Source organism: Roseicella frigidaeris, assembly GCF_003258945.1.
GTDB classification, from domain to species: Bacteria; Pseudomonadota; Alphaproteobacteria; order Acetobacterales; family Acetobacteraceae; genus Paracraurococcus; species Paracraurococcus frigidaeris.
The window spans coordinates 460,525-476,392 of the sequence record NZ_QLIX01000002.1 but is presented as its reverse complement, the minus strand read 5'-3'; the positions used below and the strand labels follow the sequence as shown (position 1 = coordinate 476,392).

Annotated in this window: 14 protein-coding genes and 1 tRNA gene; 4 read left to right on the top strand and 11 right to left on the bottom strand. The window is 71.6% G+C overall.

What is annotated here, in order from left to right; translation table 11 throughout:
* Positions 1-46 precede the first annotated feature (46 nt).
* The 9 genes from mazG to DOO78_RS05000 form a co-directional block, all read right to left on the bottom strand.
* On the bottom strand, positions 47-874 hold the full coding sequence (gene mazG / locus DOO78_RS05040; RefSeq protein WP_111468621.1) for a nucleoside triphosphate pyrophosphohydrolase: 828 nt from the start codon (positions 872-874) through the stop codon (positions 47-49).
* A 406-nt stretch (positions 875-1,280) separates the two neighbouring features.
* Positions 1,281-2,072 (bottom strand): MBL fold metallo-hydrolase, encoded by a 792-nt coding sequence (locus DOO78_RS05035; RefSeq protein ID WP_111468733.1) that lies wholly within the window; start codon positions 2,070-2,072, stop codon positions 1,281-1,283.
* A 5-nt stretch (positions 2,073-2,077) separates the two neighbouring features.
* Positions 2,078-2,854 (bottom strand): TatD family hydrolase, encoded by a 777-nt coding sequence (locus tag DOO78_RS05030; RefSeq protein WP_111468620.1) that lies wholly within the window; start codon positions 2,852-2,854, stop codon positions 2,078-2,080.
* 28 nt (positions 2,855-2,882) lie between these two features.
* A complete protein-coding gene (gene metG / locus DOO78_RS05025; protein WP_111468619.1) occupies positions 2,883-4,427 on the bottom strand; it encodes a methionine--tRNA ligase in 1,545 nt (514 codons plus the stop codon).
* A gap of 97 nt (positions 4,428-4,524) precedes the next feature.
* Entirely contained in the window at positions 4,525-5,547 is a 1,023-nt protein-coding gene (locus tag DOO78_RS05020; protein WP_111468618.1) for a DNA polymerase III subunit delta', read from the bottom strand.
* On the bottom strand, positions 5,544-6,176 hold the full coding sequence (tmk, locus tag DOO78_RS05015; RefSeq protein ID WP_111468617.1) for a dTMP kinase: 633 nt from the start codon (positions 6,174-6,176) through the stop codon (positions 5,544-5,546). The genes DOO78_RS05020 and tmk overlap by 4 nt, the downstream gene beginning before the upstream one ends.
* Positions 6,176-7,414 (bottom strand): D-alanyl-D-alanine carboxypeptidase family protein, encoded by a 1,239-nt coding sequence (locus tag DOO78_RS05010; RefSeq protein WP_111468616.1) that lies wholly within the window; start codon positions 7,412-7,414, stop codon positions 6,176-6,178. Before DOO78_RS05010 ends, tmk begins: the two co-directional genes overlap by 1 nt.
* A 166-nt stretch (positions 7,415-7,580) precedes the next feature.
* Positions 7,581-8,483, bottom strand: coding sequence for a septal ring lytic transglycosylase RlpA family protein (locus DOO78_RS05005; RefSeq protein ID WP_111468615.1), 903 nt, complete (start codon positions 8,481-8,483; stop codon positions 7,581-7,583).
* Positions 8,480-9,454, bottom strand: a complete 975-nt coding sequence (locus DOO78_RS05000) for a lytic murein transglycosylase (RefSeq protein ID WP_111468614.1) — start codon at positions 9,452-9,454, stop codon at positions 8,480-8,482. Before DOO78_RS05000 ends, DOO78_RS05005 begins: the two co-directional genes overlap by 4 nt.
* Positions 9,455-9,577: 123 nt before the next feature.
* On the opposite strand from DOO78_RS05000, the gene DOO78_RS04995 reads away from it, so the two are divergent.
* Both DOO78_RS04995 and DOO78_RS04990 read left to right on the top strand, forming a co-directional pair.
* Positions 9,578-10,978, top strand: coding sequence for an MmgE/PrpD family protein (locus tag DOO78_RS04995; protein ID WP_111468613.1), 1,401 nt, complete (start codon positions 9,578-9,580; stop codon positions 10,976-10,978).
* Between the two features lie 88 nt (positions 10,979-11,066).
* Positions 11,067-11,156 (top strand) — tRNA-Ser (locus tag DOO78_RS04990).
* Positions 11,157-11,188: 32 nt separating this feature from the next.
* Here DOO78_RS04990 and DOO78_RS04985 read toward each other — a convergent pair.
* Complete coding sequence (locus tag DOO78_RS04985) at positions 11,189-13,333, bottom strand: TonB-dependent siderophore receptor (protein ID WP_207802789.1); 2,145 nt, start codon at positions 13,331-13,333, stop codon at positions 11,189-11,191.
* A 496-nt stretch (positions 13,334-13,829) separates the two neighbouring features.
* Entirely contained in the window at positions 13,830-14,147 is a 318-nt protein-coding gene (locus DOO78_RS04980) for an HU family DNA-binding protein (RefSeq protein WP_111468611.1), read from the bottom strand.
* A gap of 346 nt (positions 14,148-14,493) precedes the next feature.
* Here DOO78_RS04980 and DOO78_RS04975 point away from each other — a divergent pair, with 346 nt between their 5' ends.
* On the top strand, positions 14,494-15,084 hold the full coding sequence (locus tag DOO78_RS04975; RefSeq protein WP_128080000.1) for a GGDEF domain-containing protein: 591 nt from the start codon (positions 14,494-14,496) through the stop codon (positions 15,082-15,084).
* Positions 15,085-15,208: 124 nt separating this feature from the next.
* Entirely contained in the window at positions 15,209-15,868 is a 660-nt protein-coding gene (locus tag DOO78_RS04970) for a DsbA family oxidoreductase (RefSeq protein WP_207802788.1), read from the top strand.

Below are 15,868 nucleotides of genomic sequence, written 5' to 3'. Positions count from 1 at the left end.
CGGGGTGGCTGCATCGGGACATGTGAAGCCATTTACATAACCTGGGTTACCCTCCCTGGCTGAGCTTCTCCTCGGCCTTCACCGCCTGCCAGGCCGCCTCCATCGCCTCGAGCCCGGCATCCCCCGGAGAGACGCCCTGTGCGGCAAGGGCCCGCTCGACGCCGCCGAACCGCCTCTCGAATTTCGCATTGGCCCCGCGCAGGCAGGCCTCGGGGTCGAGGTCGAGCTTCCGCGCCAGGTTGGCGAGGACAAACAGCAGATCCCCGACCTCGTCTGCCAAGCGGACCGGATCGGCGCCCGGAAGCTCGGCCCGGAGTTCTCCGGCTTCCTCTTCCAATTTGCCGAGGACGGCGGCGGCGTCCGGCCAGTCGAAGCCGACGCGGGCGGCGCGGCGGGTGAGCTTCGCGGCCCGGGTCAGGGCAGGGAGGCCTTCCGGAATGCCGGCCAGGGTGCCGGTCTCGGCACGGGCCGCGCGCTCGGCTGCCTTTCCCGTCTCCCAGGCGGCTGTCTGCACCGCGGCGTCGCGGGCAGCGGCCTCGCCGAAGACATGCGGGTGCCGGCGCAGCATCTTCTCGCTGATCGCTTCTGCAACATGCGCGAAATCGAACCGACCGGCCTCCTCGGCCATCCTGGAATGATAGACAACCTGGAACAGAAGATCGCCGAGCTCGTCCAGCAGAGCCGGGAAATCTGGCCCGCGGCGGATCGCATCCGCCACCTCATAAGCCTCTTCCACCGTATACGGAGCGATCGAGGCGAAATCCTGGACCTGGTCCCAGGGGCAGCCGCCGGCCGGGTCCCGCAGCCGGGCCATGATGTCGAGGAGTCGCGTCAGGGCGCGTTCCGGGCTGGGCTTGGTCGGGGCGTCGGGCATCGCTGATCTCCGGTGTCGGCGCCTTCTGGCAGGACCGCCGGCGATCGCAAAGGGTGGGCGGGCAGCAAGCCGGAGGCGGGCGGCGGCCGCGCCACCGGACTGCATAGCGAAGGGAGAGGATCTGTGCGGATAGGCGGGCCTGCCGCCATCAGTGCAGGCACAGATTATCCACCTGATCTACTTACCGCATAAGATATATTATGGAAAATAAGAAGCTGGGGACAAGTCGGGGAAAAGCCCTGGACAAGCCGGATCGGCGCCTGCGGCCCTGCCGCGACGGTCCGGATGGCGGTGATGAGAAGCGGTCCCCTGATCGGGCCCCCCGGCCCGGCGCTGCTGCGCTTCGGCAGCCTAGCGGGTGCTGATCGCGGCGTAACTCATGACTTGCTTCTCGGTGTTTCAATCCTCACGAGAGTGGCACATCCAGCACAAGCCCATCATGCGCCGGCTCGATGCCGGGCGGCAGCGTGCGGCACAGATCCTGGTAGTCCATCGCCGTGCCCATATGCGTCAGCACCGTCCGCCGGGGCCGCAGCCGGGCCACCCAGTCCAGCACCCGTTCCAGATTGGCGTGCACATGGTGCGGCCGGTGCTGGAAGCAGCCGACCACCCAGGTGTCGAGCCCCTCCAGCGCCGCCAGGCTCTCCTCCGGCAGCAGCACCACATCGGTCGAATAGGCGAAGCGGCCGATCCGGAGGCCGAGCGTGTCCATCACGCCGTGATCCTGCCGGAAGGCGTCCACCCTCAGGCCGGCGGTCTCGAACTGTTCCCCGAACGCGACCTGCCGCGGCTCCAGCGCGGGACGAAAGAAGAACTCCGTCGGGCCGATGAAGGCGTAGTCGAAGCGCTCATCCAGCTTCTGCAGCGTCTTGCGGGTGCCCCAGGCATCCACCGCCCGGCCGATGGTGCGGTTCACCTGCCGGATATCGTCGATGCCGAGGATGTGGTCGGCATGCGCATGAGTGAAGACCACGGCATCGAAGCGGCCGATCCGGCAGGCCAGGAGCTGCTGGCGGAGATCCGGCCCGGCATCGATCAGCAGCCGCTGCCCGTCCGGCCCCTCGACCACCGCCGAGGTCCGGGTGCGGCGGTTGCGCGGCTCGGCGGGGTCGCAGTCCCCCCACTCGCCGCCACCATCGGCCCCGCCGAGCAGCGGCACGCCGCCCGAGCCGCCGCAGCCGAGGATGGTGACCCGCAGCGCGCTCACGCCGCCTTCCGGAACAGGCGGAAGAAATTGTCGCTCGTCAGCGCCTCGACCTCCGCCTCGCTGATGCCCCGCGTCGCGGCCAGGACGCGCGCGGTATGGGTGACATAGGCCGGCTCGCAGCGCTTCCCGCGCAACGGCACCGGCGCCAGATAGGGGCTGTCGGTCTCGACCAGGATGCGGTCAGCCGGCGCTTCCGCCGCGACGGCGCGGATCTCGGGTGATTTCGGGAAGGTCAGGATGCCGGAGAAGGACAGGTAGCCGCCGAGCGCCAGCGCCCCCCGGGCAAGCTCGGCGCCGGAGGAGAAGCAGTGCAGCAGGAAGGGAAAGCCGCCGCCCGACTCCGCTTCCTCGCGCAGGATCGCGAGGATGTCGGCATCCGCCTGGCGGGCATGGATGCAGAGCGGCAGGCCGGTGATCCGCGCCACCCGGATGTGCCGGCGGAACCCCTCCTGCTGGGCCGGGCGCGGCGCCGAGTCATAGAAGTAGTCGAGCCCCGCCTCGCCGATGCCGATGATGCGCGGATGGTCGGCCAGGGCGACGAGCGCCTCGACCGTCGGCATGCCCTCGGCCTCGCCGGCATTGTGCGGATGCACCCCGACCGTGCCCCAGACCTCCGGGAAGCGTTCGGTGAGCGCCTTCACCTGCGCCGCCTGCGCCGCCCGGGTGCCGATGGTCACCATGCGCGCGATGCCGGCCTCCCGGGCGCGGGCGACGACCGCCTCGACCTCCTCCTCGGAGAAGTAGTCGAGATGGCAGTGGCTATCGATCAGCATGGCCCAGGCATTTCGTTGCGAATTCCGGTCATGCCGCACCCTTCGGGGCCGGTGCTTCCTCGATCTTGCGGAAGAGCGGCGCCGGCGGCGGCAGCGGCGTGCCCTCGGGCAGCGGCGCGGCGAGGGCGGCGAGCCCCCTCGCCTGCTCCGGCACGCCGAGCTGCTCCAGCATGCCCGCCATGGTGCCGGGCATGAAGGGCTGCAGCACGGTGGCGAAGACGCGCAGCGCCGAATGCAGGTGCCGCAGCACCACCGCCATCCGGGCCGGGTCGGTCTTCCGCAGCGCCCAGGGCTGCTGCACCGTGATGTAGCCATTGGCCCCCCGCGCCTGGGCCATGATGGCCTCGAGCGCGAGGTGGAATTCCTGCGCCTCGAGATGCGCCGCCACCGCGCCCGGCAGCGCCGCGATGCCGGCCAGCAGCTCCGCGTCGCCCGGCGCCCCCTCGGCCGGGGCCGGCAGGCGGCCCTCGCAGTTCCGCTGGATCAGCGACAGGGTCCGGTTGGCCAGGTTGCCCAGCGTGTCCGCCAGCTCGCCATTCACCCGGCCGATCAGCGCGGCGCGGGAGAAGTCGCCGTCATTGCCGAAGGGCACCTCGCGCAGCAGGAAATAGCGCAGCGGGTCGAGCCCGTATTCCTCGATCAGCTTCAGCGGGTCGATGGCGTTGCCGAGGGATTTCGACATCTTCTGCCCCTCGATCGTCCACCAGCCATGGGCGAAGACGCGCCGTGGCGGCGCCAGCCCGGCCGCCGCGAGGAAGGCCGGCCAGTAGATGGCGTGGAAGCGGACGATGTCCTTGCCGACGAAATGCACATCGGCCGGCCAGAAGCCCCAGCGCGGCGCCTGCGGGTCGGGATAGCCGGCGGCGGTGATGTAGTTGGTCAGCGCATCCAGCCAGACATACATCACATGCGCCGGGTCGCCCGGCACCGGGATGCCCCAGGTGAAGCTGGTGCGGCTGATCGAGAGGTCCTGCAGCCCCGATTTCACGAAGCTGATCACCTCGTTCCGGCGCGAGGCCGGGGCGATGAAGCCAGGATTCTCCTCGTAGAAGCGGAGCAGCCAGTCCTGCCACTTCGACAGGCGGAAGAAGTAGGAAGGCTCCTTCACCCAGGCGACCGGCGCGCCGGAGGGCGCGTATTTCACGCCGTCCCGCTCGGTCAGCTCGTCCGGGCCGTAGAAGGCCTCGTCGCGGACGGCGTACCAGCCCTCGTAATGGCCGAGATAGATCTCGTCGCGCCGCACCAGCTCCTCCCAGAGCGCCTGGCAGGCCTGCCGGTGCCGCGGCTCGGTGGTGCGGATGAAGTCGTCGTTGGAATAGCCCATGCGCTCGGCGAGCAGCCGGAAGCTCTGGCTCACCTGGTCGGTGAAGGCCTGCGGCGCCATCCCGGCTTCCTGCGCCGCCCGCTCCACCTTCTGGCCGTGCTCGTCGGTGCCGGTCAGGAAGAAGACCTCGTGCCCCTCCAGCCGCTTCCAGCGCGCCAGCACGTCGGTCGCCAGCGAGGTGTAGGCGTGGCCGATATGCGGCTTGTCGTTCACGTAATAGATCGGGGTGGTGTAGTAGACGCGTGCCATCGGGCTGCCCTTCCGCCGGCCGGGACTGCGACCCTGCCGAGCCTCCGGCAGGGGTGCCCCGGGGGCGTCTCCACGCCCGGCCGGACTTGTCGATGCCTCAGCGCGCGGCGAGCCACCCCAGCCCGGTCAGCACCGCCTGCTTCCGGTCAAGGTTCAGTCGCTCGGTCTCGTCCGCCAGGCGGCCGAGCTTGTCCCACAGCACCGACCAATCGGCAAGCGAACGCCCGGCGATCCAGGGCGCGGCCGCCCCCCCTCGCCCGGCCTGCCGCAGCGCCGCCGCCAGCGCTCGGCGCAGCAAAGTCAGGAACAGCGTCACCGCCGCCGCGTCGCGCCGCCCGGCGATGCTCTCCGCGAGCCCGTGCCAGCGGCGGGGATCGGGTTGCGCCAGGCCGGCGAGCACCTCCTCGACCAGGCCCTGCAAGGCCAGCCCCTCGCCTTCCGCCAGCAGCAGGGCGCGGCCCGGGCAACCATCCGCGATGCGCAGCAGCCCGGCCCGGTCGGGACCGGAAAGCTCCGGCAGCCAGCGCGCCATCAGGCCATCGAGCAGCGGATCGGCGAGCGGCGCGAGGTCGAGCCGACGGCAGCGGCTGCGGATGGTCGGCAGCAGCCGGTCGGGCGCCGCCGTCACCAGCAGCTGCACCGTGCGCGGCGGCGGCTCCTCCAGGGTCTTCAGCAGGATGTTCGGCACCACCTCGCGGTCGACCTGCTCCAGCCCCTCCACCACCAGCACCCGCCAGCCGCCCTCGGCCGCGGTCATCGCCATGAAGCGCAGCGCCTCGCGCGCCTCGTCGGCCCGCAGCACCTCCTTCTTGCCGCCCTTGTCGCCGAGGCTCGGGGCGAGGGTGAAGAGATCGGCATGGGCGCCGGCGGCGACCCGGCGGAAGGCCGGCGCGGCCTCCGGGACGGCGAGTGGCGGCTCCCCGGGGATGGGCGGCGGCAGGCCGGCCAGCAGCCAGCGGGCGAAGCGATAGGCGAGCGTCGCCTTGCCGAGGCCGGGCGGGCCGGCGATCAGCCAGGCATGGTGCAGCCGGCCGGAACGCGCCGCCTCCTCCAGCGTGCGCGCGGCATCGTCATGCCCGACCAGATCGGGATTGGCGCGCGGCTCCGGCGGCGGGCTCATGGCGCAAGCCGGCCACGGACCAGGCGCAGGATCTCGGCCGCGACGCCCTCCGGCGCGGCGGTGGCGTCCACCAGGGCGCAGCGCTCCGGCTCGGCGGCGGCGATGGCCCGGAAGCCGGCGCGGACCCGGGCGTGGAAATCCGGGTCGAGTGCCTCGTAGCGGTTGGTCTCGCCACGGGCGGCGGCGCGGGCGAGGCCTTCCGCCGGGCCGATATCGAGCACCAGGGTCAGGTCCGGCCGCAACCCCTCGAGCGTGATGCCGGCCAGGCTGTCGAAGGCGCTGCGCGACAAGCCCTGGCCGAAGACCTGATAGGCGAGCGTCGAGTCGAGGAAGCGGTCGCAGACCACCCAGGTGCCGGCATCCAGCGCCGGCCGGATGCAGCGCACCACATGCTCGCGCCGCGCCGCGAAATGCAGCAGCCCCTCGGTGACGCCGTCCCAGGGGCCCTGATACGGCCCCTGGCCGAGCAGCAGGCCGCGGATCGCCTCGGCCCCCGGGGTGCCGCCCGGCTCGCGCGTGCGCAGCACCGGATGCCCCGCCGCCCGTAGCGCGGCCTCCAGCAGCCGCGCCTGGGTGGACTTCCCCGCCCCCTCCCCGCCCTCGAGCGTGATGAAGCGGCCGCGCGGCATCAGGTGCCGGTGAACCAGGAGCCGATGACGGCCGGGATGCGCGGGATGAGGCCGAGCCGGTCGACATCGGCGCCGGCCAGCAGCGGCAACTGCAGGTTCGGCACGCCCTGGCCGGAGACCAGCAGCTTGCCCAGCTCCTGGCCCTTGGCCACCGGCGCCTCCAGCGGCGCCTCGTATTGCAGCCGGGCCTGCAGCTTGTTGCGCCAGTTCCGCGGCAGGGTGACGACCACGTCCTTGCCGCCGACCAGCGGCACGGTTCGCCGGTTGCCGAGATGCACCGGGATCTCCTCGACCGGGTCGCCCGCCTTGAACAGCACCACGTTCTCGAACTCGCGGAAGCCCCATTCCAGCAGCCGCTCGCTCTCCTCGGCCCGCGCCTTCATGCTCGGCAGGCCGTTGAAGACCAGGATCAGCCGGCGGTCACCGCGCTTGGCGCTGGCGGTGAGGCCGTAGCCGGCCTCCTCGGTATGGCCGGTCTTCAGCCCGTCGGCGCCGGAGACGCGGGCCAGCGCCGGGTTGCGGTTGTCCTGGCTGATGTTGTTCCAGGTGAAGCTGCGCTCGTTGTAGATCTTGTAGTATTCGGGGAAGTCGCTGATCAGCCGCTTGGCCAGTCGAGCCAGGTCGCGGCAGGTCATGCGGTGCTCCGGGTCCGGCCAGCCCGTCGCGTTGCGGAAGCTGCTGTCGGTCAGGCCGATCTGCCGCGCCTTCTGGTTCAGCAGCTCGGCGAATTGCTGCTCCGAGCCGCTGATCGCCTCGGCGAAGACCACGCAGGCGTCGTTGCCCGATTGCACGATGACGCCGCGCATCAGCGCCTCGACCGGCACCTGGGTGCCGATCTGGACGAACATCTTGCTGCCGCCCATGCGCCAGGCGCGCTCGCTGACCGGCAGCTCCTGGTCGAGCTTCAGCCGCCCCTGCTTCAGCATGTCGAAGACGACGTACATCGTCATCAGCTTCGACATGGAGGAGGGCGGCATCCGCTCGTCCGGATTCTTCTCGAGCAGCACCGCATCCGTGTCGAAATCGACGATCAGCGCCTGGCGGGCGATGGTGTCGAGCGGGCCGAGCGGCGTCGTCGCCGGGGCGCCCGGCGGCGGCGCGGCCGGGCGGCCGCCGTTGGCCCGCGGGCGCTGCTGCGCCAGGGCGGGCAGCGGCAGCGCACCGGCGGCGAGCGAGGCCGCGGCCGGCAGCAGCAGGGCGCGGCGGGAGGCGCCCTTGGACTCGGCGCAGCTACTCATGGCGGGTCTGGCTCCGGAAGGCTGGTGTCCGGATGCCGGGCCGCCCTGCCCTGGGATGCGGGTGGGCGCGACGGCATCGGGAAACCAGCCCGGCCGCGTCAGGCGGGGCGGATTTAAGGCACGGCATACGCATGATCCTGTCTGGTTTTCAAGAGTTTGTAACGACTCATTCGACCAGCAGCTTAACCTCCGGCAGGCCGGCCGCCAGCACCGCCGCCACGGCGCGATCGGCGGCGGCGGCGTCGGCGAAGGGGCCGAGCCGGACCCGGTATTGCGGCTGGCGCCCGCCGCCGAAAGCCTCGACCTGGCCTGCGATGCGCACGGCCTGACGCTGCGCCAGGTCGCGCCGGAAGAAGGTCCCGGTCTCGATGAAGAGGCGGCCCGGCCGGGGCAGGCCGCGCGTCACCGTCTCGGGCAGCGGGTCGGGCGGCAGCGCCGCGGCATCCGGCACCGGGGCGGTCGGCGAGGCGCGGGGCGCGACCCGCGGCGGGCCGGCCTCGCGGCTGCCCGGCAGCGGCGCGAGGCTCTCCGCGGTGACCGCGGCGGCCGGCGCCGCCGCCACCTCGACGGCGGGGCGCTCCTGGCCGGGCAGGGCCCGGGCGAGCGCCCGACTCGGCGCGTCCTCGACCCGGAGCTCGACCTGGGCGGTGCCGTCCGGCACGATGCCGAGCAGCGCCGCCGCCCGGGCGGAGAGGCCGATGACCCGGCCGGGCTGCGCCGGACCGCGATCATTGACCCGCAGCCGCAGCTCCAGCCCGGTCTCGAGGTTGCGCACCGCGAGGATGGCCGGAAGCTGCAGGGTGCGATGCGCGCCCATGAGCTGGCGCGGATCGAAGATCTCGCCATTGGCGGTGCGCCGCCCCGGCCGGCGGTCCGGCAGCACGGCGGCGAGGCCGGTCTCGCTGCGGCCGAACTCCTCCTTCGGATAGGACCAGAGGCCGCCCAGGCTATAGGGCTCGCCGACCACGTAATGCGGGTCGGGCCGCGGCAGCGGCGGCGCGGTGCAGCCGGCGAGCGCCAGCCCGGCGCCGAGCGCCGGACCCCAGGCCCGGACCTTGGCCCGGATCATCCGAAGCGGTCGGACAGCAGCCCGACCGCGAGCCCGTAATTGACCGGGCTGTTGTAGCGGCGGATGACGCGGAGATTGTGGTGGCCGAGGAAGAGCTGGCCGCTGCCGCGGCTCGGCAGGACCAGCGCCGCCTCGAGATCCGAGGCCGGCAGGGGGCTGCCATCCTCGGCGCGGAAGCCCATCCGCGCCCAGTCCCTGAGGCTCCGCCGGCTGTCGGTGTCGGCCGCCTCCGGCGCGAAGCCGGGCGGCGGCAGCACAGCCCGGCCCCAGGGCTCCCCCTCGCGCCAGCCCGAGCGTTGGAAGTAGTGGGCGATGGAGGCGAGCGCATCCGCCCGGCTGTCCCAGATGTCGCGGCGCCCATCACCATCGAAATCGACCGCCATGCGCTCGAAATTCGTCGGCATGAATTGCGGCTGCCCCATCGCGCCGGCCCAGGAGCCGGTCATGCGGCCGGGCGCGACATGGCCCCCGTCGAGCACCCGCAGCGCGGCGAGCAATTCCTGGCGAAAGAAGCTCGCCCGCCGCCCTTCCCAGGCCAGGGTCGCCAGCGCCTCGATCACCCCGAAGCCGCCGGTATTACCGCCGAAATTCGTCTCGACGCCCCAGATCGCGACGATCACCCGCGGCGAGACCCGGAAGCGCGTTTCGATGCTGCGGAGCAGGGTGAGGTTCTCGGCGTAGTTGCGCTGGCCGTTGGCGATGCGGGTCGGCGAGACCATGATGCGATCCCGGTACTCCTCCCAGCTCATGGCGCCTTCCGGCTGGCGGCGATCCAGCTCGATGACGCGCTGGTTCGGCCGCAGCCCGGCGAAGGCGCGCGCCAGGGTGGCCTGCGAGATCCCCTTGCCGCGGGCCTCGGCGCGGACGCCGCCGAGGAAGCTGTCGAAATCATCCGACCTGGCCCGGCGGGCCAGGGCTTCGGGGGCGGCGAGGAGGGCGACTCCGCCGAGGACATGACGCCGGTCGAGCATGGGGCGGAGGATTGGCATGCGCCCACGGCAACCGCAACGCGATATGTGTTTCGTCCGGTTGCGGTCTCGCTTGGCCGGATTTCAGGCAAGGCCTAGGATCGCGGCAATCCCTGGGAGGATCGCATGTCCGCCATCACCGCCGAACTCGCCGCCTATTGCGCCGGGCTCGACTTCGCCAGCCTGCCCGCCGCGGTGCAGGAGCGCACCCGCTTCCTGGTGCTCGACCTGGTCGGCAACATCGTCCGCGGCCGGCACGACGCGGAGAGCACGCCGGCGCTGATCGCCGCCTCCCGCGCCCTCGGCCTGGCGGCGGGCGGCTCGGCGGTGCTCGGCGACAGCGCCCGCTACACCCCGGCCGGGGCCGCCTTCCTGAACGGCGCCCTCGCCCATTCGCTCGATTTCGACGACACCCATGCGGCGGGCACGCTGCACCCGGGCGCGCCGGTGATCCCGGCGGCGCTGGCCGCGGCCGAGATGGTCGGCGCCGATGGGCGGACCGTGCTCTCGGCCATCGTCGCCGGCTATGAGGTAACCTGCCGCCTCGCCGTCGCCCTGCCGGGCGGCGACCATTACGACCGCGGCTACCACCCCACCGCGACCTGCGGCGCCTTCGGCGCGGCGGCGGCGGCGGGCCGGGTCTTCGGCCTCGATGCCGCGGCGATGCAGGATGCCTTCGGCATCGCTCTCTCCCAGGCGGCGGGCAGCCTGCAATTCCTCGCCAACGGCGCCTGGACGAAGCGCTTCCAGGTCGGCTGGTCGGCGATGAACGGCCTCGCCGCCGCGACCCTCGCGCGCGAGGGCTTCCGCGGCGCGTCCGAAGCCTTCGAGGGCAAGGCCGGCTTCCTCCGCGCCTATGCGCCGAACCCGCGGCCGGAGCGGGCCGTGCGCGGCCTCGGGCAGGAGTTCGAGCTGATGCAGACGGCGGTGAAGCCCTACCCGTCCTGCCGCTACGGCCATGCCTGCGTCGATGCCGCGATCGCGCTGCGCGGCGAGCTCGGCCTGACGCCCGAGGCGATCGAGAGCGTGACCATGGGCCTGCCCAACAAGGGCATGCTGCTGGTCGGCGCGCCGCTGGCCTACAAGCAGAACCCGCAGAACGTGGTGGACGGCCAGTTCAGCGGCCCCTTCGTGGTGAGCTGCGGCCTGGCGACCGGCCATATGGGCTGGGACAGCTACGCCCTGCTGCAGGACCCGACCGTCCGCAGCCTGCTGCCGAAGATCGACTGCGTCGAGGATCCGGAGGTGCAGGCGCTGTTCCCCGACTACATGGCGGGCAAGCTGACCATCCGGGCGCGCGGCGAGGAGCATGTGCGGCTGGTGAAGGTGGCCAAGGGCGAGCCGGACAACTTCCTCACCGAGGCCGAGCTGCGGGCGAAATTCCACGGCCTCGCCGATGCGGTGCTGGGCGCGGAGCGGGCGGCGCAGCTCGCCGATGCGGTAATCGGCCTCGACAAGGCGGCCGACGTGAACGGGCTGATGCGGCTCGGCGCGCCGATGATGGCGGCGCGGCTGGCCGGCGAGTAGCCGGCGGCCTCCCTCCATCGCCCCCCGCCGGCCCTGGGGCCGGCGGGCTTGACCCGGGCCGGCGGCCGGCGGCATCTGCGCCGGTGCCGGATGGGTGGCCGAGTGGTTTAAGGCAGCGGTCTTGAAAACCGCCGCAGGTGCAAGCCTGCCGTGGGTTCGAATCCCACCCCATCCGCCAGGGCCCGCCAGGAGCCCCGGCCAGTGATGGCCCTACCAGCGATAGGTCAGCCCGGCGAAGACCTGCCGGCCATAGCCATAGGCGCACCACGTCCCGTAGTAGCAGGAGGCGACGTAGTGCTTGTCGAGCAGGTTCTGCGCGTTGACGTAGAGCTGGGCGCCCTGGAGCTTGGGGATCTGCCGGCCGAGGTCGTAGCGGATCGTGGCGTCGACCAGGAAGAAGTTGCGCACCTTGAAGCTGTTGTCGGCGCTGTAGGTGGAGCCGGTGTAGCGGCCGCCGCCGCCGGCCGAGAGACCGGAGAGCGGGCCCTCGCCGAAGGTGTAATAGGCCCAGCCCGAGGCCTGGTGCTGCGGCACCGCCGCCAGGTACTTGCCCTGCAGTCCGCTGCTGTCCTTGGTGTAGGTGGTGTCGAGATAGGTGTAGCTCGCCACCACGTTCAGCCGCTCGGTCAGGCTGACCCTGGACTCGAGCTCGACGCCGCGCGAGCGGGCCTCGCCGGACTGGCTCTGAAAATTCGGGTTGGTCAGGTCCGTGGTCAGCAGGTTCTGGCGCGTCAGCTCGAACAGGGCCAGGGTGAAGAGCGCGTCGAAGCTCCGCGGCTGGTACTTGATGCCGATCTCGTACTGGTGGCCGCGCTCGGGATCGAAGGGCTTGCCGTTGATGTCGGTGCCGTTCTGCGGCGTGAAGGATTCCGAGTAGCTGACATAGGGCGCGATGCCGCTGTCGAAAACATAGGTCAGCCCGACGCGGCCGGTGAAGGCGCTGTCGGACTGCTTCGCCCGGGTCTCGAAGGTCAGGTTGCGGGTCAGCGTGTCGAACCAGTCCTGCCGGCCGCCGAGCGTCAGGACGAATTTGCCGAGCCGGATCTGGTCCTGGGCGTAGAGGCCATACTGGTTGCCGTCGATGCGCACCCGGTAGCGGTCGGGCGCCACGATCGGCTGGTAGTAGGTCGGCGCGAAGAGATCGAGCGTCGGGGCGGCGCCGAAGCCCGTGCGGTAGGCGCTGTTGAGGTGCTGGTAGTCGAAGCCGGCCAGCACGGTGTGGCTGAGCGGGCCGGTGACGAAGCGGCCCTGGAGCTGGTTGTCGAGCGTGTAGGTGTTGAGCTGGTCCGTGGAATAGGCGGTGCCGCGGCTCAGCGTGCGGTCGTCTGGCTGCAGGAAGCTGGAATAGACGCTCTTGTAGTCCTGGTCGATGTGGAACCAGCGGCCGGTCGCCCGCACCGACCAGTCGGCCCCGAGGCGCCGGTCGAACTCATAGCCGAGCGAGGCCTGGGTGCGGTCGAACTTCTCGAAATTCGGGTCGCCATCGTAGAAGCGGTAGTTGAGCCGGCCATAGGGGTTGGACAGCACCGTCCCCACCGGCGGCACCGCGCCGTAGGAGGTGTTGCGCGGATCGTGCTGGTAGAGGCCGAGCAGGGTCAGCGTGGTGTCGTCATCCGGCCGCCAGGTGAAGGAGGGCGCGATGGCGAGGCGCTGGTTGCGGGTGGTCTCGATCTGCCCCTGTTCGGTGCGCCCGATGGCGGTGATCCGGTAGAGGAAGCGTCGATCGGCGTCGAGCGGGCCGGAGAGGTCGATGGTGCCCCGGGCATGCTCGAAATTGCCGAATTGCAGGCCGATCTGGCGCAGCGGCTCCAGCGTCGGCCGCTTGCTTTCCTGGTTGAGCAGCCCGCCCGCCGCCGCCTGGCCGTAGAGCACCGAGACGGGCCCGCGCAGGACCTCGATCCGTTCCATCAGGAAGGGATCGAGCTGCGGCACGCCGTACCAGCCGTTGCCGATGAGCTTCATGCCGTTCCAGTAGGTGTCGGCGTCGAAGCCACGCACCTTCAGCATGTCGTAGCGGGTGGCGATGCCGCCGCGGGTCTCCGGCGTCACGCCCGGCGTGTAGCGCACCGCCCCGTTCAGCGTCTGGACGTTCTGCTGGTCCATCTGGTCACGGGTGATGATCGAGAGGGATTGCGGCGTCTCCAGCACCGGCGTGTCGGTCTTGGTGCCGGCGGTGCTGGTGCGCGCCACATAGCCGGCGACGGGGCCCCGCCCCGTCTCGGCCTGGCCCGTGACATCGACCTCGGGCAGCCGGACATCGACCGGCCGCGACGATCCCGCCGCGTCAGGCTCGGCCTGGGCGAGGGCCTGTCCGGACAGCGTGACCCCCGAGAGGAGGAGCAGGCCAGGCAACACGTTGATCGGTTGAAACCTTCCACCACCCCTGCACAGCATCGCAAACTCCAGACCCGTCTCGGATTAGGGCGTGGCGTTATCGCGAATGAGAATTGTTTGCAATTAGCTTGCGCCTGCGGCGGCCGGTTCCACGCTCGCGGGCATGCGCCTGCGGCCTGGCGGACACAAAAAAAGCGGCGCCACGAGGGCGCCGCAGAGTTCAGGGAGGAAACGTCCAAAGCAGGGCGCCGAACGGGCGCGGCTGCTGCGATGCACAACGGGTCCGGCTCCGGGCCGTTCCCCGGTTGCGGCGCTGTGCAGCGCACGATTTCGTGGGTCGGGGCGGCCCGGAGTGGAGCGTCGGGGCGCCGGCGGCGAGCCGATTGCGCGCCGCATCCAACGCGTCGGGCAAGGCTGCCGGGCTGCGGGCCTGGCATGGGGCGTGGGTGGAAGGCCTATCGGGCCCTGCCAGGACGATGCGGGAACGGCCGGTCCTGCCCTCCCGCATCGCGTCGCGTCAGATCGCTTCCTTGGCTTCCTTGGCCGCCGTGAAGGCGAGCTTCTTGCTCTCGGCGATCTGGATCTCGGCCCCCGTCGCCGGGTTGCGGCCGGTCCGCGCCGCGCGCTTCTTGACCTGCAGGATGCCGAGGCCGGTGAGACGGACCTTCTCGCCCGCCTGCAGGTGCTTCATCACCTCGGCGACGAGCCCGTTGAGGACGGTCTCCACCGTCTTCTTCGGCAGGTCGTTGCTCTCGGCGAGGCCGGCGGCCATCTGCTTCAGCGTGGTCGTAGTGGTCGCCTTGGCGGTCGACTTGGCGGTGGTGGTGGCTGACATGGGTCCCCCTGTCGCGTGGCGGGCTCCTAGGAATCACGGGTGTTCGGCTGTTGCAAGGCAATAAGCCCATCGGGCGGCGCCCGGCGGGCGCCCGGTCCCCTGGCTGCAACGGCCCGGCCCGGCCGGGCGCGGCTCACGCAGGCGCCGCCGCTGCCGCGCGCTCGCCTGTAAGCTGTTGAGTCAGGGGAGAATTTCACCTGCATGCCGTTGCCCGCCGGCGCCTCGTGGCGGCACGGGCGGCCATTCCATTGCACTATGAAACCAAACCGGCGGAGGACGCTTCCCGCTGGCCCGCGGCACCGGTGCCTGGCCGCGGCGACGGAGTCGCCCGGGCGGCGGCAGGAAGTTGCGCAACGGTCACGATCTTAATCATCCGGCAATCGCGCTCGGCATGATGCTGCGCATGGATAGATGGGCCAAGGACATGATGATCGATCGGGACCGGCGCGATCAGCAGGATGCGTTGACCGGTACGGTGACGATGCCGGCGATGCGCCGCTTCGTGGAAGCTGCCTTGGACCTGTCCGAGCCGATGGGGCCGGGTGTCGCCCTGCTCGCCATCGGGATCGACGGCCTCGATGGCCTGCTGGCGCAATACGGTCCGCAGCTTGCCGATGCTGCCCTTCTCGGGGTCGCGGACCGGCTGCGCGGCGGCCTGCGGACCCATGACCTCGTCGGCCGGCTGCCGGAGGGATTCTGCGTCTGCATCGCCGAGGCCCTGAGCGCGCATGCCCAGGGCACGGCGGAGCGGCTTCGGCAGCTGCTCGAGGCGACGCCGCTCGAATCCCCGCGGGGGCCGCTCACCCTGCGCTGCAGCCTCGGCCTGGCGCTGGGCCGGGGGCCGGGCAGCTCGGCGGAGGAGCTGATCGGGCGCGCCCGGGCGGCCCTGGCGGCGGCGCAGGAGGCTGGCGGCAACCAGGTCGTCACCTCGCCCTGAGACCGTGCCTGTCGGCCATCGGCTCCGCGCAGGCCCGCGCGGCCGCCCGGCGGCGGCGCCGCCCTCGCCCGCTGCCCTGGCAGAGACGTTCCCGGCCCGCCGCGATCTGCTCTAGGATGCCGGCGTGAACATCCTGGCCCCGCCCCGTACCCGCCTGCCGATCGAGGTGGTCTTCGATCTGGTCTGCCCCTGGTGCTGCCTCGGCATCCGGCGGCTGCGCCGCATGCTGCGGAGCCGCCCGGACGTGGTGGCCGAGCTCGTCTGGCGCCCCTTCCTGCTCAACCCCGACCTCGCGCCGCAGGGCGTGCCGCGGCAGGAATACCTGGTGCGCAAGTTCGGCGGCGAGGAGCGGGCGCGCCGCCTGCACGGCACCATCGCCGAGCTCGGCCGCGCCGAGGGGCTGGAGTTCCGCTTCGACCGCATCCGCCGCGTGCCGCATTCGCTGGACGCGCACCGGCTGGTCCGCTGGGCCGGACGGTTCGGCATGGCCGATGCGATGGTCGATACCCTGTTCGAGGCCTATTTCACCGAGGGCGCCGATATCGGCGATGCGTCCGTGCTGGCCGGCATCGCCGGCCGCCTCGGCCTGGACACCCCGGCGGCGCGCCGCTTCCTGGCGACCGTCGCGGAGGTCGAGGCGGTGCACGCGGACAATCTGCGGGCGCATCGGCTCGGCATCAACGGCGTGCCCTGCTTCGTGGTGGCCGGGCGCCACGCCATCGCGGGGGCGCAGGAGCCGGAGGTGCTGGAACGGCTCCTCGACGTCGCGCTCGTCGAGGGCTGA

Bases quoted from the DNA above. Each gene is read 5' to 3' on its own strand.
- DOO78_RS04995 (WP_111468613.1), top strand. From the start codon at position 9,578: ATGTCCGCCATCACCGCCGAACTCGCCGCCTATTGCGCCGGGCTCGAC.
- DOO78_RS05010 (WP_111468616.1), bottom strand. From the start codon at position 7,414: ATGAGTAGCTGCGCCGAGTCCAAGGGCGCCTCCCGCCGCGCCCTGCTG.
- DOO78_RS05020 (WP_111468618.1), bottom strand. From the start codon at position 5,547: ATGAGCCCGCCGCCGGAGCCGCGCGCCAATCCCGATCTGGTCGGGCAT.
- tmk (WP_111468617.1), bottom strand. From the start codon at position 6,176: ATGCCGCGCGGCCGCTTCATCACGCTCGAGGGCGGGGAGGGGGCGGGG.
- DOO78_RS04980 (WP_111468611.1), bottom strand. From the start codon at position 14,147: ATGTCAGCCACCACCACCGCCAAGTCGACCGCCAAGGCGACCACTACG.
- DOO78_RS05000 (WP_111468614.1), bottom strand. From the start codon at position 9,454: ATGCTCGACCGGCGTCATGTCCTCGGCGGAGTCGCCCTCCTCGCCGCC.
- DOO78_RS05005 (WP_111468615.1), bottom strand. From the start codon at position 8,483: ATGATCCGGGCCAAGGTCCGGGCCTGGGGTCCGGCGCTCGGCGCCGGG.
- metG (WP_111468619.1), bottom strand. From the start codon at position 4,427: ATGGCACGCGTCTACTACACCACCCCGATCTATTACGTGAACGACAAG.
- DOO78_RS05030 (WP_111468620.1), bottom strand. From the start codon at position 2,854: ATGCTGATCGATAGCCACTGCCATCTCGACTACTTCTCCGAGGAGGAG.
- mazG (WP_111468621.1), bottom strand. From the start codon at position 874: ATGCCCGACGCCCCGACCAAGCCCAGCCCGGAACGCGCCCTGACGCGA.